Here is a 21707-nt window from a genome sequence, read left to right as displayed (position 1 = left end):
TGCCATGGAACACCCCGACACCTCCCTCGACACGCTCGCATGCGACGCGGTGCGCTACACGCTGCCGCTGTACGAGATGGCGCGCATGCGCGCCGCCACCTGCCCGCGGCGCGACAGCGCCGGGGCCTTTGCCGGCGACGGACCCGACTCCACGCTGCGCTGGATCAACACCGTGACCCACGTGCGCACACTGCTCGGCCCGCAACACCGGCAGGTCGTGACCCCGAACAACGACACGCTCTACACCAATGCGTGGCTCGACCTGTCCAACGGCCCGCTGCTGCTGGACGTGCCCGACTGCCACGGCCGCTATTACGTGCTCGGCCTGCTCGACGCCTATACCAATCCGTTCGGCTATATCGGCACCCGCACCACCGGCACGCAAGGCGGCACGTGGCTGCTGCATGGGCCAGCCTGGCGGGGCGAGGTGCCGGCCGGCGCAACGCCGCTGCCCTGCCCCACCGACGCACTCTGGATCATCGGCCGCATCCTGGCCGATGGCGAAGCCGACCTGCCGGGCGCGCATGCGCTGCAGGACGGCATCCGCCTGCGCCGGCCAGACGGCACCCGCGCAGCGACCCTATTCGATGCCGGCATGCAAGCCGGCGAGCGGCCGGCCGATCCCGACCGCTACGCCGCCATCGTCACCCGCATGCTGCGCGACAACCCGCCGCCCGCCGCCGAAGCGGCACTGGTTCGCACCTTTGCGCAGGCCGGCATCGGCAGCAATGTGCCGCTGACAGAAGCGCAGCGCACGGCCCTGGCCAGCGCGCTGGCGCAGGTCGATGCGGAACTGGCCGCACCCAGGGCCTCAGCGCTGGGCGGAGGCTGGTTCCTGCCGGTGGAGATCCGCACGTCGTTCGGCACCCACTACGCACTGCGCGCCGAAGTGGCGCGCAACTACATCGGTGCGCTGGGCGTCGAGGAAGCCATGTACCTGATGGCCGATTGCGATGGCGACGGCTTGCCGCTGGACGGCACGCACCAGTACGAACTGGTATTTCCCCACCAAGGACTCCCCCAGGTGGGCGCGTTCTGGTCGCTGACCATGTACCGCAAGTCGGACTGCATGCTGGTCGAGAACCCGTTGCAGCGCTATTCGCTGGGCGACCGCTCGTCGGCCCTGCGCACGGCGCCCGATGGCAGCCTGCGCATCGTGCTGGGCGCGCAGCCCCCTTCGGACAACGTCCTGGCCGGCAACTGGCTGCCGGCACCCGCGGAGCCGTTCTATGTAGCGTTACGTCTCTACGTGCCCGGCGCCACGCACCTGGACCGCACCTTCCACTACCCGCCCATCCGCCGCCTGAAGGAACCATCATGAATCGGACCTCGGTTTTCGCCCGGGCCTTGCTGACGGCCGGCCTGGCGATGCTGTGCCTGGCCAGCCATGCGCAGGCGCAAACGTACCCGTCGCGGCCGGTCAAGCTGGTGTCGCCCTACGGCGCGGGCGGCTCCAACGACATCTCTGCACGCATCCTTGCCGAGGCGCTGGGCCACAAGCTCGGGCAGCAGGTGGTGGTCGAAAACAAACCCGGCGCCGGCACGCGCCTGGCCACCGAACAGGTGGCCCATGCCGCGCCGGACGGCTACACCCTGCTGTGGGCGGCCGCGCCGTTCGCCATCAATACCGCGGCAGGCATCGCGCAGCGCTACGACGTCCACAAGGACTTCGTGCCGGTCGGGCCGCGCGTGCTGGGCCCGGTCTTCCTGATCGTCAATGCCAGTTCGCCGGCGCGCACCGTGGCCGACTTCGTGCGCATGGCCCGGGACAAGCCGGAGGGCGTGACGCTGGCATCGCCGGGCGCGGGGTCCGGCCCGCACCTGAGCGCCGAACTGTTCGGGCAGGTCGGCAAGTTCAAGCTGCTGAACGTGCACTACCGCGGCGACGCCACCGCCTATACCGAGCTGCTGGCCGGCCGCGCGGACGCCACCCTGACCGCCATCACCTCGGCGCTGCCCTTTATCAAGGCCGGCAAGCTGCGCGTGCTGGCAGTGGCCTCGGAACAGCGTTCGCCGGTCTATCCGGATGCGCCCACCTTTGCCGAACAGGGTTACCCGGGCATGGTCGGCTACGGCTGGTTCGGCCTGGTCGCGCCGGCCGGCACGCCGCCCGCGGTCGCCGAGCGGTTGAACCGCGAGGCCTCCGCCGTGCTGGCCGACGCCGACATCCGGCAGAAGCTGCTGGGGCTGGGCCTTGAGCCGCACCCCGAGCCGGGCAGCGCCTTTTCCGCCTTCATCGACCAGGAGATCGGCAAATGGGGCAAGCTGATCAAGGCGCGCGGCATCAGGCTGGAGTGAGACATCCCCCTTCGACGTACGGCAACACGTGACATTCCATCCCAAGGAGACAACGCCATCATGATGACCGCTGCCCCCCTTCTGCACCGGCTGCGCGGCACGCTGCTGCAAGCCACGCTGCCCCTGCTCGCCGTAGCGGCCCTCGCCGTTGCGCCCGTCCCGGCTGCCGCACAGGGCGCCTACCCGGCCAAACCCGTCCACCTGATCGTCGCCTATCCGCCGGGCGGCCTGACCGACACGCTGGCGCGCGCCATCGGCGACGGCCTATCGCGCCAGCTCGGCAAGACCGTGGTGGTGGAGAACAAGGGTGGCGCCGGCGGCATCATCGGCACGGACTACGTCGCCAAGTCGGCCCCGGACGGCTATACGCTGCTGATGACCATTCCCGGCCCGATCACGTCCAACCTGGCGCTATACAGGAAGCTGCCGTACGACCCGCGCACCGACCTGCGGCCGATCTCCGACATCGCCACCGCGCGCACCGTGCTGGCCGTCAACAGCAACGTACCGGCCAGGACCGTTGCCGAACTGCTGGCCTACGCCAAGGCATCGCCCGGCAAGATGCGCATGGGTTCCTGGGGCCCGGGCACACAGCCGCATACCATCCAGACCTACTTCGCCAGGCAATACCAGGCAGACATGCTGCACGTCCCCTATCGCGGCGAAGGGCCGATGGTGACTGACTTGCTGGCCGGCCAGGTCAACGTGACGGTGGGCTCGGTGACGGCGCTCAGGCAACACTTCGCCACCGGCAAGCTGCGCCCCCTCGCCGTCACCGGCACCCGCCGCGCGCAGGGCCTGCCCGACGTGCCGACCTTCAACGAAGCCGGCTACGCCGACGAACCGTTCCGGCTGACCGGCCCGATCACGCTGATGGCGCCCGCGAAAACGCCGCAGGACATCATCGACCGCCTGGGCCGCGAAACCGCCAGCCTGGTCGCCAGCGCCGACATGCAGCGGCGCATCGTGGACATGGGCGCTGAGCCGCTCGGGAACACACCGGCACAGGCGGAGGCGGCTTACAAGGCTTACTTGCCGGTGGTGCTGAAGCTGACGGCGGATACCGGGGTGACGCTCGACTGAGCTGCGCCACCCAGCCAGAAGCCGCGTGATACAGTCAGCAACGTACGGCGCACGGCCACACCGCCCCCACGCAAGCATGAAAACGCTGCTGATCGTTTATCACACCATGACCGGAGGCACCCGGCAGATGGCTGAGGCCGCCGCCGACGCGGCCCGCCAGCAGCCCGGTGTCACGGTCGTGCTCAAGACCGCCGCCGAAGCCGGCCCCGATGATGTCCTTGCCGCCGACGGCTATCTCTTCGCCACGCCGGAGAACCTGGCCGCCATGGCAGGGATGATGAAGGACTTCTTCGACCGCTGCTATTACGCCTCGCTGGACCGCATCAACGGCCGCCCCTACGCCGCCATGATCTGCGCCGGCAGCGATGGCCAAAACGCGCTGCGCCAGATCGACCGCATCGCGACTGGCTGGCGGCTCAATTGCATAGCGCCCGGGCTGATCGTCTGCACGCACGCGCAGACGCCGGAGCGGATCCTCGCGCCCAAGCAGATCGAAGCGCCTGACCTGGCGCGTTGCGCGGAGCTTGGGGAGGGGCTGGCGGCCGGGTTGGGGCTGGGGGTGTTCTGATGCCCCGGCACTGGTCACTGCCAGGGATCAGGCGGCCAGGGGGGTGAGACCGCGCGGGCCGTCGTCCGTTTCTTCCTGCACGATCAGCACAACGCCGCGCCGCTTGGCCGCGGCCAAGCCGATGTTGACGGCGACGTCGCGATCGTCGCAATGAACCAGGCCCTTGCGGGCGCTTTCGACCGTCAGTTCCCAGCCTTGCGCCGTCTGTCTGATCAGGAAGTTCGCAGCCATGGGTCACTCCGTGTCGTGGGTGTTCTTGCAGCGTAGCGCATCGGTAAAACCGTTAAATCGGCGTCCGTCCGATAGCGTGCGGGCGCTTCTCCTACAGCCAGGCATGGACTGTGCAATGCAGGAGAAGCATCAGGCCCTGTCAGTTCCAATCAGGCCCAGGCAGTCGTCGCCGATAAGTGGCACCAATATGCGTGGCCAACGAACGTGGAAATCCGATCATTGACACAGGTCATGGTTATAACCCCCTGATCGATCCAAAAATCCTCCTCGACTACGAAGAACCTGAGCCCCAGGCCCGCGATAAACAGCGCCACGCGCTGTGATACGCGGGTCATGATTATCGGAGACATGTCGGACAAACCAGTTGCTGACTGGTATCGGCCCGCGTCCCGTCTCCGATATATCCCAGGAGGAGACCATGGACGCACAAACTATCGCCGGCCCCCTCATGCCCGGCAAGCCGGCGACGGCATCCCGCCCCCTGCTCACGCCACCCGGCAAGAGCGTGCTGCAGGACATGGAGCAGACCCGCCTGGCGATCGAGATGATCGGCATGGGCGCACGCCTGCAGGTGCTGGAATCCGAGGTATCGCTTCCACGCGTGCGCCTGGTCCGGCTGTACAAGGAACTGTGCGGCGTGTCGCCCCCCAAGGGCATGCTGCCGTTCTCGACCGACTGGTTCGTGACCTGGCGCCCCAACGCCCATGCCTCGATGCTGCTCGGCGCTTACCGCTTCATGACCCGCGCCGGCAGCCTGGACGGCATCCGCGCGACCCTGTCCAGCTTCCGCATGTACCGCGAGCACATGTGCGTCACGGGCGAGGCAGCGCAGCTGAGCTTTACCCGTGCCTGGATGCTGGCTCGCTTCTATGAACGCGGCATGCTGCAACTGGCGTGCTGCCACTGCTGCCGCGGCGACTACGTCGTGCGCGCCCACGATGCGCGCCACCGCTACGTCTGCGGGCTATGCCTGCGGCCGGCGCGCGCGGGCAAGGGCCGCAAGCCCGCACCCCCCCGGGTAATGACCGGATGACCGGCCCATGACCCCCCATTGTCTGCTGGCGCACAGTCCGGCCACCCACACGCTTCCATGATGGATACATCCGACAACCCCGCCCCCGGCACTCCCGGAGCCTCGCCCATGTTCAGAATCCATATGCTCGGCAAGATGCTGGGCACAACCGCGCCCGAAACCAGTGGCCAGGACCGCGGCGAGCCGCAGCCAGCGCCGCCCGCCGCCAACGCCAACGCCAACGCCAAGGGCATGCCGGAACAGATTGCCCACAATCTCAAGACGCAGGGCGACGCCATGATCCAGTATGGCGCCCGGCTGCTGGTGATACGCGAGCTGCTTTATTCGCTGGTCGTGGCCCTGCCGCCCGCCGAGCGCGCCAGCGCGCAGCGTCGCTTCTGCCAGCGCATCGACCACTTGCTGTCGCTGACCGATGACCACGTCCTGCCGGCTGAATTCCACACCGCGCTGCTGGCGGAGGTCAATTATTATCTCGGGGAGCTAAAGAAAACCTGACTCGCTTTTGCCGCCTGTTTTCTGGTTTTCAATCGAAGACTGGCCGATTAATAGCTCGCACATTATCGCAGGCGTGGCGAGGCCGCCTGTGGATATAGCGATTCGCCACGAATCGTTATGCCTATCCTGTGCCCGCCTCCGGTGTGCTACGGGTAGTAACTGTCGGCCTTGAACCCTTGGCATCGTGCTACAGTGCGCCCTCAGCGAAAGCCCGCGCAGCGACGCATAGCGCACCCAAGCCACCCCCCAACGTCCCCTAGGCCGCGCCGGGGATGGGGGTCTTGCGTCCCGCCCGGCTTTGTCAGCCCCGACGCGCACACCGTGCCGCGCCAGGCGCCAGGCATATGCCGGGGGCCGGCCCTCGCTCTTCCCGACTTACGCGTGCATCCCGTCCGCCACCAACCCGTGGCGCCAAATCATTGCCGCGCAGCCGCCAGCCCCGGGGCCGCCACCCCGACCGCCGCTGCCGCCCTCCAGGATCTTCATGACCCACCGGCTCCAGACTGCACTGACCATCGCAGTCTTCAAGCTCTTCGCCGCATTCCCGTACGGCCTGACCGCCCGGCTGGGCGACGCCCTTGGCAAGCTGCTGTACCGCATCCCCAGCCGCCGCCGGCGCATCGTCCATACCAACCTGGCCCTGTGCTTCCCGGAAATGGACCCGGACGCGCGCGAGCAGCTGGCGCGGAACCACTTCGGCCATGTCCTGCGCAGCTACCTGGAGCGCGGCGTGCAGTGGTTCGGCAACGCCGAGCGCCTGGGCAAGCTGGTTGAACTGGATTCGCGCATTGACCTGGCCTCGTGCGCGGAGCATCCGACCATCTTCATGGGCTTCCATTTCGTCGGCATCGAGGCCGGCTGCATGTTCTACTCGATGCGCCACCCGGTGGCCTCGCTGTACACCAAGATGTCGAGCCGGCTGCTGGAAGAAATCTCGCGCACGCAGCGCGGGCGTTTCGGTGCCGAGATGATCCCGCGCCACGGCAGCGGCAAGCAGGTGGTGCGCTCCCTGCGCGCCGGCTGCCCGGTCATGCTGGCGGCGGACATGGATTTCGGCACCGCCGACTCGGTGTTCGTACCGTTCTTTGGCGTGCCGGCCTGCACGCTGACCTCGGCCTCGCGCCTGGCCAGCCTGACCGGCGCGCGCGTGGTGCCCTTCACCACCGAGGTGCTGCCCGACTACCGCGGCTACCGGCTGCGCATATTCGACCCGCTGGAAGGCTTTCCCTCCGGCAGCGTCGAGGAAGACTCGCGCCGCATGAACGCCTTCCTTGAAACCCAGATTGCCACCATGCCGGAGCAGTACTACTGGATCCACCGGCGCTTCAAGAACCGGCCGGAGGGGATGCCGTCGGTGTACTAAGAGAGTCTTCCATTGCACCTCGTGAACGGCGGTTATCCGGGGTAGTTCGCACTTTTGCGAACCTATTCCGCATTACCTATACTCTTTCGAGAAGAACCACTTTAGAGTCACTTCTAGCGCCGAAAAAGCGCATTTCGAGTGCCCGGGGAGAGGCTGCCGGCAGTGCTATCAGTGCCGGCACCGTTCAGGGGCGCGCATGCGTTGGCGGTCCTCGCGTTTGTCCGTATTACGCCCGCGTTCCATTGCGATGGGACGAGGCGAGGCTTTGTCACGTCATGCCATGCCGGTGCGCGCACAATCCGGCATCAAAGTCTTGGCGGCTGAACAGAGGATCGTTCCCATGCCTGCACATAAGACAAAAATAACCAGAGGCAGCATCGGGCCCGACAAGTCCTGCGATATCGATGGCTTCAGAAAAGCTACCCGGCAACCATCAGGGAGACCGGGATGACACGCATTATCGTCACGCATCTATCTGGCTCGAAGGCCCATCAAATCGAGCAGTTCGAGGTGGACCGGTTCGACAAACTGATCCTGGGCCGCGATCCGACCGCCACCATCATCTTTGACCCGCAACGCGACGATCTGGTGAGCCGCCACCACGCCGCCATTCAGATCAGGCAAGACGATCCGGCGCGCTACACGCTGGTCGACCTGGGCAGCAGCAACGGCACATTCCTTAACGGCCGGCCGGTCAAGGATGAAACGCCACTGCAACCCGGTGACACGATCGAACTGGGCGAAGGCGGACCGCGCCTGGCATTCGATCTGGAACCTCGGCCCGTTTCCGTTTCCGCTCCTGCACCGACACGCCTGAACGCAAAAGTGTTAGTGGAAACGCGCGCGGGACATCCCGCGGCTGCAGCACCCTCTGCCGTCGCGGCGACAGCGCAGGCCAGGGCGCACGAGGGGGGAATGCAGGAAGTCCGGGTGGGCCAGCCGCCGGCGGACGCTGTCCGCCCGGCGCCGGTTCCGGCCGCGGATGATCGCGTCGGCAAGGAGACGGTGCTGCGGATGATGAACCAGGAACGGCGCTCCACCGGGCGCAGGCTGATCATCGGCGCTGGTGCTGCAGCCGCGCTCGCAGCCATCGTCGTCGGCGCATTCGCGCACTTTGGGATTCTGTTTGGCAAGAGCCCTGAGGCAATCGTCGCAGAATTCGGCGCGGCAACGGTCGTCGTGGAGGCACGCTGGCACATCGTGGACAAGAATACGGGTCGGCCTGTTTATCAGCGCATTTGCATTGTCGAGAACCTGCGCCTCCCCTGCTTTCTCCAGATCGACAACAATCCGGTCCAGCGCTGGCTGACGACTGACGACGATGATCATCGCGGCATTCCGATCGAGGTAGGTGGACGTGGCAGCGGCTTCGTGGTCAAGGACCAGGGCTTCATTCTGACGAACAAGCACGTCGCGCAAGGATGGAAGGTGCCGGGTTGGATGGATTTCGACTCGAATGGCGGCATATTGATTCGCATCTCGACGAGCGGCCAGGGCGAAGTCAGCATGGCGCGCATCAACCCAAAGGCCTACCGGCATCTCAAAGGCTGGGACTTCGACCACCCGGTGAAGCTGGTCAGGCCGAACTTCGCGGCACCAGGCGGCATGGGACTCGGAACCGTATCCATGGCCGTTCTCGAGGGACGCAATGAAAGCTTGTCGGTACGCTTCCCCGATACGCGGGACAGCATCGAGGCGCGTCTGGTCAAGGGTTCGGCCGAAGCGGATGTGGCGGAAATCAAGATTGATGCGACGCGCAAATTACCCACGATCAACCTTGCATCGGTGGGCTCACGACCGCGCGTGGGCGAGCGGGTGACAGTTCTCGGCTATCCGGGCATATCCGAGGAGAAGCACGCCATCGTTCAATCCAGCGAAGGCGGCAATATCACCAATCTCGTTGAACTGATTCCTCAGCCCACCGTGACCGATGGCATCATTGCGAAGGTCGGCGACACGGTCAAGGCTGAAAAGAATGTCCAGACTTTCGATGACCTGGGAGATGTCTATCAGCTGACGGTGACCGCGACAGGCCATGGCAATAGCGGGGGCCCCGTGTTCGACCGCGACGGCAAGGTAATCGGGCTGTTTACCTATTCTCGCTCGAGCGGAGACGAACGCGTGACGTTCGCGGTCCCGATCAAGTACGGGCTTGATTTGCTGCTTAACTGACTCCAACGGGGAACGTTGCCATGTGCGCCGGCCAGGCCCGTCAAGCAGATCGATCCCGACTGATGGTCAGGTGTTCGATGCTTAGCGACGTTGGTTGCGTCCGCAGCCAGAACGAGGACGCGATCGGCTGCATGATTCCTCGCGAAGACGATCCGTTTGCGCGTGCCGGTGCACTTGCCGTCGTGGCCGATGGCATGGGGGGTCATGCGGCAGGCGAAGTGGCGAGCCGGATTGCGCTGAGCACGGTGCTTCACGAGTATTACCGCGATCCGGGCCTGCCCACGGATGCGCTGAAGAACGCATTTGCCGTTGCCAATCAGGCGATCGGGAAACTTGCCGCGGACGACCCGAGTTGCGATGGCATGGGAACCACCTGTAGCGCGCTTGCCATTGTCAATGACCTGGCTTATATCGTCCACGTCGGCGACAGCCGGATCTACCTGCTTCGCCAACGCGAGTTTCGGCAATTGACGGAAGACGACTCCATGGTGGGCGAACTGTTCCGCCAGGGATTGCTCACGGCGGAAGAGGCCAACAGGCACCCCGACAAGAATGTACTTCTGCGGGCCCTCGGAGCGCCGGACCACGAGCCAGCGATTTCACTGGATGGGTTTCCCCTGGAACATAACGATTTCCTGATGCTATGCACTGACGGGATCAGCGACCAGATCGACGACACGACAATCGCATCGGTGATCATGAGGTTTGACCTGCTCGAGGCCTGCCAACAGCTGATTGAGCTTGCCCGCCTGGCGGGTGGGCTGGATAACGCGTCGGTCGCCATCTGCAGCGTGCAGCAGCAACCGCCGACACCTGGCGCGTCAGTTCGCTCAACGCGCGAGACCAGCGCTTTCTGAACGTAATGGGTTGATGGATTCGCCATGTCAGTCAGGCAGATCGGCCACTACGAAATTCGCACCCTGCTGGGGCGTGGCGGGATCGGCGAAGTCTATGGCGCCTTCGATACCGAGCTTGAGCGTGATGTAGCGATCAAAACCCTGCGGCCTGAGCTCAGCCTCGACAAGGGATTCCTGGACCGCTTTCGCGCGGAGGCGACCAGCCTTGCCAAGCTGAACCATCCGAATATCACGACACTGTATGCGCTGTTCAAGGATGGCGACACCATGTGCATGGTGATGGAGCTGGTTCACGGAGACACGCTGGAGACCATCCTGCAGCGCACTGGCAAGTTTCCCGTGCGGGATAGCCTCGCGGTAATCATTCAAGCCATCATGGGCCTGCGCTACGCGCACAAGATGGGCGTGATTCACCGGGATATCAAACCGTCTAACCTGATGCTCACGGAAAGCGGCACGCTGAAAATCATGGATTTCGGCATTGCGCGCATTCAGGGTTCGCAACGCCTCACGCAACAGGGCGATGTCGTCGGCACACTGGCTTACGCCTCGCCGGAGCAATTGCGCGGCCACGAGGGCGACGGCCGCAGCGACCTGTATAGCCTTGCCACGGTCCTGTACGAACTGATATCCGGGCGACTGCCTTTCAACGCGACCAGCGATTATGAGCTGATCCGCGCGCAGGTAGAAGCCGTACCGCCCTCGCTGGCCCTATTGTGTCCGGATCTCGATCGCGGCATCGAAAACGCACTGATGCGGGCGCTTGCCAAGGCGCCTGAGGAGCGGTTCGACACGGTGGAAGACTTTGGCCGCGCACTGGCGGCTTTGCCGCTGTTTGCGGATGCGCCGGATATCGTGCGCGAGGGGGTGCTGCAGACATACAACACGCTAGACCTTCGGGCGACCAGTATTGCAGGCGTGAACACAAGCACGAACCAAAGTGTGAACACTGGCGTGAACCCGGACGTGAGCACTGGCGTGAACCCAGACGTGAATACAGGCACCCGACTGCGCAGCCATGTGGATTCCGCTCAGCGCACGGCCAATGCCGCGGCATCGCCAGTACCTCCGCCGGCTGCAACAGAACCGCATTCCCGCCTCATTGCGCATCCGACAACCTACAGCACGTCCATCGGGCCGGATTCGGTCCTGGCGCGCCCGCGGTCTCGCGTTTTCGCCCTCGGCGCGACCGCCGCCAGCCTGATCGTTGGCGCAGGCATACTCATGATGGTACTGATGCGGCAGCCGCAACCCTCACCCCCATCGACCTCGTCGACCGAGGACGTGCCGCACCAGATTGCCGTGCCCGAACCACCAGCGGAGGAGCAGCCGATCAATCTTCCGCCGATCGCTCTGATCCCGACACCTTCGGCCCCGGCGAACCCGTCGTCGCCCCCGAGAGGACCGAACGGCAGTAATCCGCCAGCGCAGCAAGCCAGGCCAGACCTTGAGGGAAAGGTCGCCCAGGTCCTAGATTCGGGAGCACTGATTGTCTCAGGGAAGATCGTCAACCTGTCCTCCATCCGCGGCGAAGACGGAAAGCCGGCCCAGGCAATGCAGCGTTACCTCAAGGGCAAGGGCAACCAGCTTCAGTGTTTTGCAAAAGACAAGGGCTTTCAGTGCTTCGCGGATGGGGAAGATATTGGCGAGCATGCCATTCGAAATGGCTGGGCTCGCTCAAGGGACGGTGCGCCCGCGCGATACGTCACCGCCGAGCAGGAGGCAAGACGGGCTCGCGTCGGTGTCTGGGCATTGTAGTCGTTGAGGGGAGTCCTACGGGGTAGTCAGAGGGAGAATGCCATGAACAATTGGACCATCGCAGTTGGCTGCGCCGCGGCGGCCAGCGCGATTCTTGTGGGATGCGCGGAGGGCCAGTCGACCGGCATGAACAAGACCACCTCCGGCGCGCTTATCGGTGCTGGTACGGGTGCTGCGCTCGGCGGAATTCTCAGCCATGGCAACGCGGGCGCCATTGTCGCGGGCGGCCTGGCCGGTGCACTGCTTGGCGGCATTATTGGCAAAGAGATGGATGAACGCGACCGCGAAGCGCGCGAGGCCGCACTAAGACATGCCCTGCAGACCACCCCGAACAACCAGCCAAAGACCTGGCATAACGCAAAGACGGGAAATTCCGGCACCATCAAGCCGCTCAGTGGGTATTCGAAGTCTCCGAATGCCCAGACATGCCGGAAGTTCAGCGAGACCTATGTGAAAGAAGGAAAGACGTACGAACAGACCTCACAGGCATGTCGTAACGCGAACGGTGAGTGGGTGCTTGCCAGCCAGTAGTCATTTTCCGCATCTGGTCATGCACCGAGACGCACGTTCCTTACTGTTGTCCCTGCTACTGGCAATGGGATGGATCGGTATCTGGAGCGTGTGCGCGGGAACGGCACGCGCCGAGCTTTTGGATAACGGGCATCTCGTCGGCGCCATGAACGCCGCGGTCACCACGGAGCTTGCAAGCCGCGCCGCCGGGACGGGAAAGAGCCACGACGGGATGCTTCGCAGTGGCACGGCGTTCTTTGTCACCCAGTCTGGTGAAATGCTGACCAGCGCGCACGTCGTGCGCGGATGCCAGCGGATCAACGTCTGGCCACTCGACATGACGAGCTTGCATGCATCCCTGGTGGCAATCGACGACCAACTGGATGTGGCGTTACTCGCAACGAACCACGCCGTGAAGATGCCTGCACGACCTCTCGCCATCTCCGTCCATCAGGGCATGTCGGTCTATACGATCGGCTTTGGCCTCACGCCGTCGTCGCCGCTCGAGCCTGTCATGACCCGTGGATACTTGCGCGGCACCGCAAAGCCCAAGGGCCATCGCCTTCTGGTACTGCGCGCCGCCCTGCATGAAGGCAACAGCGGGGGCGCCGTTGTCGACGCAAGCGGGGTACTGGTTGGCATGATCGTGGGCCGGTTTGCCAACAACCCGGAACTCAGCGTCGCCGTTTGCGCAGAGGACCTTGCACGATTCCTCAACGCCAGGCAAGGCGCGCCGGCGCCGTCCACGCTTCAGGTTCCGGAAATGAAGCCAGGCACGAGACTCCGCCAGATTTCGGCACTCGTTCAATGCCTGGAATAGGCGTGTTTGAACGGGACTGGCGAATGCCATCGGCTGCCTCTGATGATTGGCGACGTTCGTGGTGGCGCGTCGCACTGGCGTGGAAGCACGCAAATACCTGGAGATCCAATATGGCAAAGATCACGCATGTCACTTTCGGTGTGCAGCGCTGGCTGCGCATACCGATCATGGCGCTCTGCATCCTGGCTGCCTGGCCTGCCGCTCGCGCCGACGATAGGGTCATGAACGAGCAGGATATCAACGAGGAAGCGATCACCAATGCCCTGACTCCGCCAAGGGAGGCCGACAGGGATCAGACACTTGGCATCATGCACCGCGATGCCTATGCGGCGCCGGAAGCTGCCAGCCCCACAAAAGATCCGTCCGCACAGTTGCTGATCACGTTCAAGAGCAACTCTTCGAAACTGACCGAAGGTGCGCGTGCCGCGCTCAGCAAGGTCGCCCGCGCGCTGCGCTCGGACAGGCTCTCACCATACAAGTTTCGTATCGAAGGGCATGCGGACCCACGCGGTTCGGCAAATGCCAACTTGAAGCTTTCCGAGAGCCGCGCGGCGAAAGTGGCGGAGTACCTCACAGCGGAGGGGGGGGTCGCCGCGGACCGCCTGACGCCGCTCGGCAAAGGATCTACGGAGCCGCTGAATCTGCAAAACCCCGCTGCACCCGAGAATCGTCGCGTGACCATCGTCACCGTGCAGGATTGACTGGCTTTGTCGCCAGTGCGGGCTAGCCGGCGGCGCGCCGCCAGGCTTCCCGGATGTCCGCCACCAGCCGCGCCAGCTGGGCCGCATGGCGGGCATTGTCGCGGCTGCGCTCGCTCTCGCTGTACGGGAAGCTGATATTGAGCCCATACAGCTGCTGGTCCGGGCCAGAGAAAGCGGCCCCCACGGCCAGCAGATGTCCGGGCTGGTAGGCCGCGGTGCAATAGCCATGCCGCTGCGCCTGCGCGATGCTGCGCAGCACCGTGGCCCGCATGCCGGCCCACCCCTCGCCCTGGCGCGCGGCGATGCCGGCCAGCAGATCTTCGCGTACCCCCTCAGGCTGTGCCGCCAGCCAGGACAACCCGATCGCCGTCAATTCCATCGGCACGCGTGTTCCCGGCACTACGCGCCGCGTGCGCGACACGCTGTCGCGGCTGTGCCGGATCGACGCCAGGTACACCATCTCCAGCTGGTCCCCCACGGCCAGCCCCACGTTGACCTTGCCGGCCTCGGCCACCTTGCGCATCAGCGGCAGCGCGATGTCCGGCGCGCGGCTGGACTGGTGGAAGGCATCGGCCAGGCTCAGCACCACCGGCGCCAGCCGGTAGGCACGCTCGTTGACGTCGTAGCGCAGGAAGCCCGCATCCACCAGCGAGCGCGTCAGCCGGCTGACGGTGGGGCGCGGCAGGCCGGTGCGCGCCGCCAGTTCGGCATTGGTCAGGCTGGTGGTGCCTACGCGAAACGCCCGCAGCAGCACCAGCCCGCGCTCCAGCGACTGGCTGCCCGCGGTGTCGCGGGTAAAGCGGCCGGTCTGGTGAGTCACGCGGCGGCTGGAGGCCTCTGGCAGCACAGGGTCCGGCATCGTCCATAATTTCAGTAAGTGAAATTCTAGTATAGCGGCGCGGCGGCGCAATGCGAATACTGTGTGCATCCCGGCCCTGAAACCGAACCAGCCGGCACACCACAGAGGAGCGCCCAGCATGTCATCCGAAGCCAATATCCAGGTCACCCGCGAAGGCCACGTCGCCCGCATCATCCTGTCCCGCCCGCCGCATAATTTTGTCGATGCCGACACCATGCGGCGCCTTGCCGACACCCTGCTGGCGCTGGATGACGACCATGAATGCCGCGCCATCGTGCTGGCATCCGGCGTCAGCACGTTCTGCGCCGGCGCCGACTTCAGCGGCGCCGACCAGGGCGAGGTCGCCAACGACCCGGGGGGCTTCTATGCGCACGCGATGAAGCTCTACCGCAACCGCAAGCCCATCGTGGCCGCGGTGGAAGGCGCCGCCATCGGCGCCGGCATGGGACTGGCGCTGGTGGCGGACTTTCGCGTGACCTGCGCCGAGGCGCGCTTCAGCGCCAACTTCAACCGGCTGGGCTTCCACCCCGGTTTTGGCATGAGCCTGACGCTGCCACGGCTGGTGGGCGAGCAACAGGCCGCGCTGCTGTTCTACACCGGCCGGCGCATCACCGGCGCCGACGCGGTCGAGATCGGCCTGGCCGACGAGCTTGTGCCCAAGGCCGAGGTCAACGCCCGTGCCATGGCCCTGGCGCAGGAGATCGCTGCATCCGCCCCGCTGGCCGTGGAAAGCACGCGCGCCACGCTGCGCGAGGGCCTGGCCGACCGCATCGCCGAGATCAACCAGCGCGAACTGGCGATCCAGCACGGACAGTTCCGCAGCGAAGATTTCCGCGAAGGTGTGGCCGCCATGGCCGAGCGCCGCGCCCCTGTGTTCAAGCGCCGTTGAGGGAGTGGCCTGATGAGCGAACAAGACACCCGCGCCACGCCGGCCGGCCCGCTGGACGGCATCCGCGTGCTGGACCTCACCGCGGTCGTGCTCGGCCCGCTGGCCACGCAGGTGCTGGCCGACTTTGGCGCCGACGTGATCAAGGTCGAAGGGCCCGAGGGCGACCTGATGCGCGCCAACGGCGTGTCGCAGCACCCCGGCATGAGCTCGATCTACCTGGCGCTGAACCGCAACAAGCGCTCGGTCGTGCTCGACCTGAAGACCGCCGAGGGCGCCGAGGCGCTGCGCGGGCTGATCGCCGGCGCCGACGTGCTGGTGCACAACATGCGCGTGGCCGCGATCGAGCGGCTGGGCTTTGGCTATGCCGAGGTGGCGCGCACCAACCCGCGCATCGTCTACTGCGTGGCCACCGGCTTCGGCCAGGACGGCCCGCACCGCGACAAGCCGGCCTTCGACGACATCATCCAGGCCGGCTGCGGGCTGGTCGCGCTGGGCTCCGCCACCGGCGAGCGCCCGGAATACGTGCCCAGCCTGATCGCCGACAAGACCACCGGGCTGGCGCTGGCCAATGCCGTGCTGGCCGCGCTGCTGTACCGCGAGCGCCACGGCGTCGGCCAGTCGGTAGAGGTGCCGATGCTGGAAACCATGGCCGCTTTCGTGATGGCCGAGCACCTCGGGGGCCTGACCTTCGATCCCGCACCCACTGGCGCCGGCTACGCACGCCTGCTGCAAGGCGGGCGCCGCCCCGCGCCGACCCGCGACGGCTGGATCTGTGCCCTGCCCTACACCGAGCGCCACTGGCAGGCCTTTTTCCGCGCGGTGGGCCGCGACGACCTGGCCGAGCGCTTCGAGGTAACCGACCGCGCGCAGCGCAACGCCAATATCCGCGCGCTGTACGGGCACCTGGCCGAGCTGACGCCGGCGCGCACCACCGGCGAGTGGATGCAGCTGTTCGAGTCGCTCGATATCCCCGCCACGCCGATCTACGGCCTGGACTCCCTGGTCGACCACCCGCACCTGCGCGCCGTCGGCCTGTTCCAGGAAACGCAGCACCCCACCGAAGGCCCGCTGCGCGAAGTACGGCCCGCCGCGCGTTTTTCGGCCACGCCGCTTTCGCTGCGCCGCCACGCGCCGGCGCTGGGCGAACACACCGCCGAGGTCCTGCAGGAGCTGGGCATCGCGCAGGGCGCCAGCCACCCATAACGAATCAGGAGCAGACAGGCATGAACTTTGAACTGGACGAAGAGCACCGGATGCTCAAGGACCTGGTCGCGCGCTTTGTGCGCGAACAGCTGATTCCGCTGGAGCCCGCGGTGCTGGCGCGCGAAGCCGCTGGCGGGCAGATGAGCTTGCTGCCGGAAGAACATGCGCGGCTGGACGGGATGTCGCGAGAACTGGGCCTGTGGGGCCTGGATGCCCCCACGGAGATGGGCGGCTCCGACCTGCCGGCGGTGGCGATGGTGGGCGTCAACGAAGAACTCGGCAAGACCATCACGCCCTACGAACTGCCGCCCGACTCGCCCAACCTGCGCATGCTGATGCTGACCGCCAGCGAGGCCCAGCGCGAACGTTACCTGGCCCCGTATGCGCGCGGCGAGACCGTGTCGGCCATCGCCATCTCCGAACCCGGCGCCGGCGGCGACCCCGCCATGATGACCACGCGCGCCGAGCGCGATGGCGACCACTGGGTGCTGAACGGCCGCAAGATCTGGATCAGCCGCGCCGCCCGCGCCGACTGGACCATCGTCATGGCCGTAACCGACAAGGCCAGGGGCGCGCGCGGCGGCATCTCTGCCTTTATCGTCGAGCGCGGCACGCCGGGCTTCCGGGTGGAGCGCCGCATCCCGATGATCGGCGGGACATCGACCTACGAGGTGGTGCTGGAAGACTGCCGCATCCCTGCCTCGCAGCTGCTGGGCACCGAAGGCCAGGGCTTTGCGCCGATGCAGGCGCGGCTGTCGACGCGCCGCCTGCAGATGGCCGCCTGGTGCATCGGCCGGGCACAGCGGGCGCTGGACATGATCTGCGAGTACGCGCCGCAGCGCCAGACCTTCGGCGCGCCGCTGGCGCAGCGCCAGGCGATCCAGTGGTGGGTGGCCGACGCCGCCACGCGCATCCACGCCTGCCGCCTGATGACCTATGAAGCCGCCAGCCGCATCGACGCCGGCGACGAGGCGCGCACGCAGGTATCGATGATCAAGGTATTCGCCACGGAAATGGCCTGGGACGTGATCGACCATGCCATGCAGACCTTCGGCGCGATGGGCATGACCAAGGAACTGCCGCTGCAGCAGATGGCCAACGAGACCCGTCTGATGCGCATCTACGAAGGGCCCAGCGAGGTGCATCGCTGGGTCATCGCCCGCGACCTGCTCGGCCTGCGCCGTTAAGTCCCTCGTCCACCCTTGCACCGGCGGGAACACGCCGGGCTTTCCACACTCAGGAGACAGCATGCAACAAGCTTTCCGTTCCCGCCGCCGCTTCCTCGGGCTGGCCGCCGCCACGCTGGCGGCGGTCGGCGCTGCCGCGCCACTGGCGGCAATTGCCGCCGAACTCGCCGACGCCTTCCCCGCCCGCCCGATCCGCTTCGTCGTGCCGTTCCCTTCCGGCAGCGGCACCGACACCACCGCGCGCATGTTCGCCAAGAAAATCGGCGAGCTGACCGGCCAGGGCGTGGTGGTGGAGAACAAGCCCGGCGGCAACGGCTTTATCGGCGTGCAGACCGCGCTGAACGCGCCGGCCGACGGCTACACCGTCTTTATCGGCAGCAATTCCACGCTGTCGACCAACGCCGCCACCTTCCGCAAGCTGCCGTATGACCCGTTGACGGACTTTGCGCCGATCACGCTGCTGTCGCGCGGACCGTGCGTGATCATCGTGCCGACAAGCTCGCCCTACCGCACGCTGACAGAGTTGCTCGAAGATGCCCGCAAGCGCCCCGGCGCGCTCAACTACGGCACGGGCTCGATCTCCTACACGCTTTACTCCGAGTGGCTCAACGAACTCGCCCGCATCAAGACCACAGCCGTGCCATACAAGGGCGCGGGCGACGCCATCAATGGCGTGATGGCGGCCAATGTCGACTTTGCCGTGGTGGATGCCACCGGCGCCATCGAACTGGTCCGCGGCGGCAAGGTCCGCGCGCTGGCCTTTACCGCGCCGCAGCGTTCGCCGCTGCTGCCGGACGTGCCCTCCATCGTCGAAGCCGGCCTGCAGGACTTCCTGGCCTACAACTGGGTGGCCGCGGCGGTCTCGGCGAAGACCCCGCCGGCGGTGGTGAGACGGCTGCAGGACCTGTTTGCGCAGGCCGGCAACGCCCCCGACGTGCGCGACTACTACACGCGCCAGTCCACCAAGCTGATCCTGTCGTCGCCGGCCGAGATGCGGCAGTACCTGAAGGACGAGATCCAGCGCTGGAAGCGGCTGGCGGCAGTGGCAAAGATCCCGCTGCAATAGCCGCGCCCCGGGACCTGACCGCTCAGCGGCTGTGCTCGCGCAGCAGCACCGTCAGGCGCTGCGCCAGCGGCGACAGGTAGGCGCCCTCGCGTGAGATCACGCCGATATTCCGGCGCAGGTCCAGTTCCTCCACGCCCAGCGGCAGCGCACGCAGGCCGTGCTGCATGGCATCGCCGCCTTGATTGGCGATGCTCAGCATCTGCGTGCCCTGCATCAGCGCGAACAGAGACGTGCTGCCGAAGTCGATCTCGATGCGCGGCCGGGGCTCTGGCAGGCCGCGCTGGCGAAACGCCGCGTCCACCTGCTGGCGCAGCGTGATATGCCCTTCGGGCAGCAGCCACTCCTGGTCCGCCAGGTCTGCCAGCCGCAGCTTGCGCCGCCGCAGCAGCAGGGCGTGGCCCTCGTCAGCCACCACCACCAGCCGGTCGTCGAAGAGCGGCTGTACCGCCAGGCCGGTCGATGAGGCGGCCGACGGCGCCGGTGCCACCGCCACATCGAGCTCCCCGGCCGCCAGCAGGTCCAGCAGGTCGCGCGCCAGCCTGCGGCGCAGCCGCAGCCGTGCCACCGGCCGCTCGCGCACCAGTTGCCGGCAAGCGCCCAGGATCACGCTGCCCGGGATCGACGGCGAATAGCCCACGCGCAGGATGCCCTGCTCGCCGGTGCGGATGCCCAGCATCTCCTTGATGCCGTCCTCGTACTCCAGCTGGATGCGCCGTGCCCGCTCCAGGAAGCGCGTGCCCGCGTAGGTGGCGGTCATGCCATTGGCGGTGCGCTCGAACAGCGGCAGCCCGGCCTGTGTCTCCACCCGTTGCACGGCCTTGGTCAGCGCCGGCTGGCTGATGCCCAGCACGTCGGCCGCCCGGCCGATGCCACCGTGCGCCGCCACGGCGAGGATGTATTCGATATCCCGCGTCTCCATTGCCTCACATTCCTGATGGCTATGACTTTATAGCCAACGCGTCATTGTGGTGATGCCTTCCATCTTACAGACTACGGCGCACGAGCACACGCTAAACGCTCGCCAGAATCATCAAGCATCAACGGAGACAGCATGGGTTTCGCGTATTTCCTGCGCCGCGCCGCGCGCTACTGGGGCGACCAGCCCGCCATCCTTTACCAGGACCGGGTGGTGACCTATCGCCAGCTGGACCAACGCTCCACGCGCCTGGCCAATGCGCTGCTGGCACTGGGCCTGCGCCCCGGCGACCGCGTCGCGGTGCAGTCGCGCAACCGGCCCGAGTTGGTCGAGCTGGAGTGCGCGCTGTACAAGGCCGGGCTGGTCAAGGCGGCGCTCAACCCGCGCTTCACCGCGGCCGAAGCCAGCGATGTGGTCGAGAACTGCACCCCGCGCGTGCTGATCGCCGGCCCCGGCTACACCGGCTACGCGCGCACCACGGCAGGCTTCGGCAGCATCGAGACCTTTATCGCCATCGGCGACGCCCCGGCGGGCTATGTCGAATACGAAGCGCTGCTGGCCAACGCCGGCACCACGCTGCCGGAGATCGCCCCGGCTGCCGACGACCTGGCCGTGCTGCACTTCTCGTCGGGCTCCACCGGCAAGATCAAGGCTGCCATGCAGAGCTACGGCAACCGCATGGCGGCGCTGCGCAAGATGGTGACCGGCATGGACCGCCCCGCCCGCCCCGGCGACCGGCTGGCGCTGATCGGGCCGGTCACGCACGCCTCCGGCATGCTGATGCAGCCCTACCTGTACCTGGGCGCCACGCTGGTGCTGTTCGAGAAATTCGAGCCCGCGCACTTCCTGGCCGAGGTGGCGCGGCTGCGCATCACCCATGTCTTCATGGTCCCGGCCATGATCAACATGCTGCTGGCCGAGCCTTCGCTGGCGCAGGCCGACCTGTCCAGCCTGAAGACCCTGGCCTACGGCGCCGCCCCGATGGCGCCGGCACGCATCCGCGAGGCCTGGGAGCGCGTCGGCCCGATCCTGTCGCAGGGCTATGGCGCCAGCGAATCGACCTCCGGCGTCACGCGCCTGTCCACCATCGACCATGCCGACGCCATCGCCAACCACCCCGAACGCCTGGCCTCGTGCGGCCGCGCCCTGGGCGAGACCGAAGTGCGCGTGGTCGACGAGCAAGGCAAGGAGGTCGCCGTGGGCGAGATCGGCGAACTGGTGATCCGCGGCGAAGACGTGTTCCACGGCTACTTTAACGAGCCCGAACTGACGCGCGAGACCGTCATCGACGGCTGGCTGCACACCGGCGACATGGCGCGCGTGGACGAGGCCGGCTACCTGTACCTGGTCGACCGCAAGAAGGACATGATCATCTCCGGCGGCTTCAACGTCTATCCGACCGAGGTGGAAGCCACGCTGTACCAGCATCCCGACGTGCTGGAAGCCTGCGTCATCAGCGTGCCGGACGACACCTGGGGCGAAAGCGTCAAGGCCGTGGTCACGCTGCGGCCCGGGCGCGAGGCCACCGCGCAGCAGCTGATCGCGCACTGCCGCGAGCGCATCGCCGACTACAAGTCGCCGCGCTCGGTGGACTTTGTCGCCGAGCTGCCCAAGAACGCCAGCGGCAAGCTGGCCCGCAAGATCGTGCGCGAACGCTACTGGCAAGGCGTCGGGCGCCGCGTGAACTGAAGGAAGCCG

At 66.4% G+C, this 21707-nt stretch carries 22 protein-coding genes; 19 read left to right on the top strand and 3 right to left on the bottom strand.

The genetic code is table 11. The annotated features are described in order from the left end of the window. Positions 1-4 precede the first annotated feature (4 nt). The 4 genes from DN412_RS05200 to DN412_RS05185 all read left to right on the top strand — a co-directional run bounded on the left by DN412_RS05200 (position 5) and on the right by DN412_RS05185 (position 3949). Complete coding sequence (locus DN412_RS05200; protein ID WP_115013528.1) at positions 5-1321, top strand: DUF1254 domain-containing protein; 1317 nt, start codon at positions 5-7, stop codon at positions 1319-1321. After that, positions 1318-2298 carry a Bug family tripartite tricarboxylate transporter substrate binding protein gene (locus tag DN412_RS05195; RefSeq protein WP_115013527.1) on the top strand — a complete coding sequence of 327 codons (981 nt, stop codon included), beginning with the start codon at positions 1318-1320 and terminating at the stop codon, positions 2296-2298. Before DN412_RS05200 ends, DN412_RS05195 begins: the two co-directional genes overlap by 4 nt. A 60-nt stretch (positions 2299-2358) precedes the next feature. Then, positions 2359-3381, top strand: a complete 1023-nt coding sequence (locus DN412_RS05190; protein ID WP_115013526.1) for a Bug family tripartite tricarboxylate transporter substrate binding protein — start codon at positions 2359-2361, stop codon at positions 3379-3381. A 76-nt stretch (positions 3382-3457) separates the two neighbouring features. Continuing rightward, positions 3458-3949, top strand: a complete 492-nt coding sequence (locus DN412_RS05185) for a flavodoxin family protein (protein ID WP_115013525.1) — start codon at positions 3458-3460, stop codon at positions 3947-3949. Positions 3950-3976: 27 nt separating this feature from the next. On the opposite strand, the gene DN412_RS05180 is transcribed toward DN412_RS05185, so the two are convergent. Further along, positions 3977-4180: a hypothetical protein gene (locus DN412_RS05180; protein ID WP_115013524.1), complete on the bottom strand. Its 204-nt coding sequence runs from the start codon at positions 4178-4180 to the stop codon at positions 3977-3979. A gap of 191 nt (positions 4181-4371) precedes the next feature. Here DN412_RS05180 and DN412_RS45435 point away from each other — a divergent pair, with 191 nt between their 5' ends. From DN412_RS45435 to DN412_RS05130, 10 genes are all read left to right on the top strand, one after another. Next, positions 4372-4503: a hypothetical protein gene (locus DN412_RS45435; protein ID WP_279635128.1), complete on the top strand. Its 132-nt coding sequence runs from the start codon at positions 4372-4374 to the stop codon at positions 4501-4503. Between the two features lie 95 nt (positions 4504-4598). After that, a complete protein-coding gene (gene flhC / locus DN412_RS05170) occupies positions 4599-5213 on the top strand; it encodes a flagellar transcriptional regulator FlhC (RefSeq protein WP_115013522.1) in 615 nt (204 codons plus the stop codon). A gap of 108 nt (positions 5214-5321) precedes the next feature. Further along, positions 5322-5708: a hypothetical protein gene (locus DN412_RS05165; RefSeq protein ID WP_115013521.1), complete on the top strand. Its 387-nt coding sequence runs from the start codon at positions 5322-5324 to the stop codon at positions 5706-5708. Positions 5709-6192: 484 nt separating this feature from the next. After that, complete coding sequence (locus DN412_RS05160; RefSeq protein ID WP_115013520.1) at positions 6193-7071, top strand: lipid A biosynthesis lauroyl acyltransferase; 879 nt, start codon at positions 6193-6195, stop codon at positions 7069-7071. A 447-nt stretch (positions 7072-7518) separates the two neighbouring features. Then, entirely contained in the window at positions 7519-9243 is a 1725-nt protein-coding gene (locus DN412_RS05155) for a trypsin-like peptidase domain-containing protein (protein ID WP_115013519.1), read from the top strand. Between the two features lie 77 nt (positions 9244-9320). Further along, entirely contained in the window at positions 9321-10100 is a 780-nt protein-coding gene (locus DN412_RS05150; protein ID WP_161563982.1) for a protein phosphatase 2C domain-containing protein, read from the top strand. A 24-nt stretch (positions 10101-10124) separates the two neighbouring features. Further along, on the top strand, positions 10125-11858 hold the full coding sequence (locus DN412_RS05145) for a serine/threonine-protein kinase (protein ID WP_115013517.1): 1734 nt from the start codon (positions 10125-10127) through the stop codon (positions 11856-11858). Between the two features lie 42 nt (positions 11859-11900). Next, entirely contained in the window at positions 11901-12389 is a 489-nt protein-coding gene (locus DN412_RS05140; protein ID WP_115013516.1) for an RT0821/Lpp0805 family surface protein, read from the top strand. A 46-nt stretch (positions 12390-12435) separates the two neighbouring features. Next, entirely contained in the window at positions 12436-13188 is a 753-nt protein-coding gene (locus tag DN412_RS05135) for a S1 family peptidase (RefSeq protein WP_161563981.1), read from the top strand. Positions 13189-13298: 110 nt separating this feature from the next. Then, positions 13299-13889 (top strand): OmpA family protein, encoded by a 591-nt coding sequence (locus DN412_RS05130; protein WP_115013514.1) that lies wholly within the window; start codon positions 13299-13301, stop codon positions 13887-13889. A gap of 22 nt (positions 13890-13911) precedes the next feature. On the opposite strand, the gene DN412_RS05125 is transcribed toward DN412_RS05130, so the two are convergent. Further along, positions 13912-14748: an IclR family transcriptional regulator gene (locus tag DN412_RS05125; RefSeq protein ID WP_115013513.1), complete on the bottom strand. Its 837-nt coding sequence runs from the start codon at positions 14746-14748 to the stop codon at positions 13912-13914. Positions 14749-14866: 118 nt separating this feature from the next. Between DN412_RS05125 and DN412_RS05120 the strand changes: the two genes are divergently transcribed. From DN412_RS05120 to DN412_RS05105, 4 genes are all read left to right on the top strand, one after another. Beyond that, positions 14867-15637: an enoyl-CoA hydratase/isomerase family protein gene (locus tag DN412_RS05120; protein WP_115013512.1), complete on the top strand. Its 771-nt coding sequence runs from the start codon at positions 14867-14869 to the stop codon at positions 15635-15637. Between the two features lie 12 nt (positions 15638-15649). Beyond that, the gene (locus DN412_RS05115; RefSeq protein ID WP_115013511.1) at positions 15650-16840 is read left to right on the top strand and encodes a CaiB/BaiF CoA transferase family protein; all 1191 of its coding nucleotides are present in this window, start codon (positions 15650-15652) and stop codon (positions 16838-16840) included. A gap of 20 nt (positions 16841-16860) precedes the next feature. Next, the gene (locus DN412_RS05110; protein ID WP_115013510.1) at positions 16861-18027 is read left to right on the top strand and encodes an acyl-CoA dehydrogenase family protein; all 1167 of its coding nucleotides are present in this window, start codon (positions 16861-16863) and stop codon (positions 18025-18027) included. 61 nt (positions 18028-18088) lie between these two features. Continuing rightward, positions 18089-19093: a tripartite tricarboxylate transporter substrate binding protein gene (locus DN412_RS05105; RefSeq protein ID WP_115013509.1), complete on the top strand. Its 1005-nt coding sequence runs from the start codon at positions 18089-18091 to the stop codon at positions 19091-19093. Between the two features lie 22 nt (positions 19094-19115). Here DN412_RS05105 and DN412_RS05100 read toward each other — a convergent pair whose 3' ends face one another. Beyond that, positions 19116-20012, bottom strand: coding sequence for a LysR family transcriptional regulator (locus DN412_RS05100; RefSeq protein ID WP_115013508.1), 897 nt, complete (start codon positions 20010-20012; stop codon positions 19116-19118). Positions 20013-20144: 132 nt separating this feature from the next. Between DN412_RS05100 and DN412_RS05095 the strand changes: the two genes are divergently transcribed. Further along, positions 20145-21698: an AMP-binding protein gene (locus DN412_RS05095; protein ID WP_115013507.1), complete on the top strand. Its 1554-nt coding sequence runs from the start codon at positions 20145-20147 to the stop codon at positions 21696-21698. The last annotated feature ends 9 nt before the right edge of the window (positions 21699-21707 follow it).

The sequence above is a fragment of the Cupriavidus lacunae genome, assembly GCF_003353055.1.
GTDB classification, from domain to species: Bacteria; Pseudomonadota; Gammaproteobacteria; order Burkholderiales; family Burkholderiaceae; genus Cupriavidus; species Cupriavidus lacunae.
This window is presented reverse-complemented; position numbering and strand designations above follow the sequence as displayed.

What these genes read in the sequence shown, in the direction of transcription:
- DN412_RS05200 (WP_115013528.1), top strand. Translation starts at nt 5, where the DNA reads ATGGAACACCCCGACACCTCCCTCGACACGCTCGCATGCGACGCGGTG.
- DN412_RS05195 (WP_115013527.1), top strand. Translation starts at nt 1,318, where the DNA reads ATGAATCGGACCTCGGTTTTCGCCCGGGCCTTGCTGACGGCCGGCCTG.
- DN412_RS05190 (WP_115013526.1), top strand. Translation starts at nt 2,359, where the DNA reads ATGATGACCGCTGCCCCCCTTCTGCACCGGCTGCGCGGCACGCTGCTG.
- DN412_RS05185 (WP_115013525.1), top strand. Translation starts at nt 3,458, where the DNA reads ATGAAAACGCTGCTGATCGTTTATCACACCATGACCGGAGGCACCCGG.
- DN412_RS05180 (WP_115013524.1), bottom strand. Translation starts at nt 4,180, where the DNA reads ATGGCTGCGAACTTCCTGATCAGACAGACGGCGCAAGGCTGGGAACTG.
- flhC (WP_115013522.1), top strand. Translation starts at nt 4,599, where the DNA reads ATGGACGCACAAACTATCGCCGGCCCCCTCATGCCCGGCAAGCCGGCG.
- DN412_RS05165 (WP_115013521.1), top strand. Translation starts at nt 5,322, where the DNA reads ATGTTCAGAATCCATATGCTCGGCAAGATGCTGGGCACAACCGCGCCC.
- DN412_RS05160 (WP_115013520.1), top strand. Translation starts at nt 6,193, where the DNA reads ATGACCCACCGGCTCCAGACTGCACTGACCATCGCAGTCTTCAAGCTC.
- DN412_RS05155 (WP_115013519.1), top strand. Translation starts at nt 7,519, where the DNA reads ATGACACGCATTATCGTCACGCATCTATCTGGCTCGAAGGCCCATCAA.
- DN412_RS05150 (WP_161563982.1), top strand. Translation starts at nt 9,321, where the DNA reads ATGCTTAGCGACGTTGGTTGCGTCCGCAGCCAGAACGAGGACGCGATC.
- DN412_RS05145 (WP_115013517.1), top strand. Translation starts at nt 10,125, where the DNA reads ATGTCAGTCAGGCAGATCGGCCACTACGAAATTCGCACCCTGCTGGGG.
- DN412_RS05140 (WP_115013516.1), top strand. Translation starts at nt 11,901, where the DNA reads ATGAACAATTGGACCATCGCAGTTGGCTGCGCCGCGGCGGCCAGCGCG.
- DN412_RS05130 (WP_115013514.1), top strand. Translation starts at nt 13,299, where the DNA reads ATGGCAAAGATCACGCATGTCACTTTCGGTGTGCAGCGCTGGCTGCGC.
- DN412_RS05125 (WP_115013513.1), bottom strand. Translation starts at nt 14,748, where the DNA reads ATGCCGGACCCTGTGCTGCCAGAGGCCTCCAGCCGCCGCGTGACTCAC.
- DN412_RS05120 (WP_115013512.1), top strand. Translation starts at nt 14,867, where the DNA reads ATGTCATCCGAAGCCAATATCCAGGTCACCCGCGAAGGCCACGTCGCC.
- DN412_RS05115 (WP_115013511.1), top strand. Translation starts at nt 15,650, where the DNA reads ATGAGCGAACAAGACACCCGCGCCACGCCGGCCGGCCCGCTGGACGGC.
- DN412_RS05110 (WP_115013510.1), top strand. Translation starts at nt 16,861, where the DNA reads ATGAACTTTGAACTGGACGAAGAGCACCGGATGCTCAAGGACCTGGTC.
- DN412_RS05105 (WP_115013509.1), top strand. Translation starts at nt 18,089, where the DNA reads ATGCAACAAGCTTTCCGTTCCCGCCGCCGCTTCCTCGGGCTGGCCGCC.
- DN412_RS05100 (WP_115013508.1), bottom strand. Translation starts at nt 20,012, where the DNA reads ATGGAGACGCGGGATATCGAATACATCCTCGCCGTGGCGGCGCACGGT.
- DN412_RS05095 (WP_115013507.1), top strand. Translation starts at nt 20,145, where the DNA reads ATGGGTTTCGCGTATTTCCTGCGCCGCGCCGCGCGCTACTGGGGCGAC.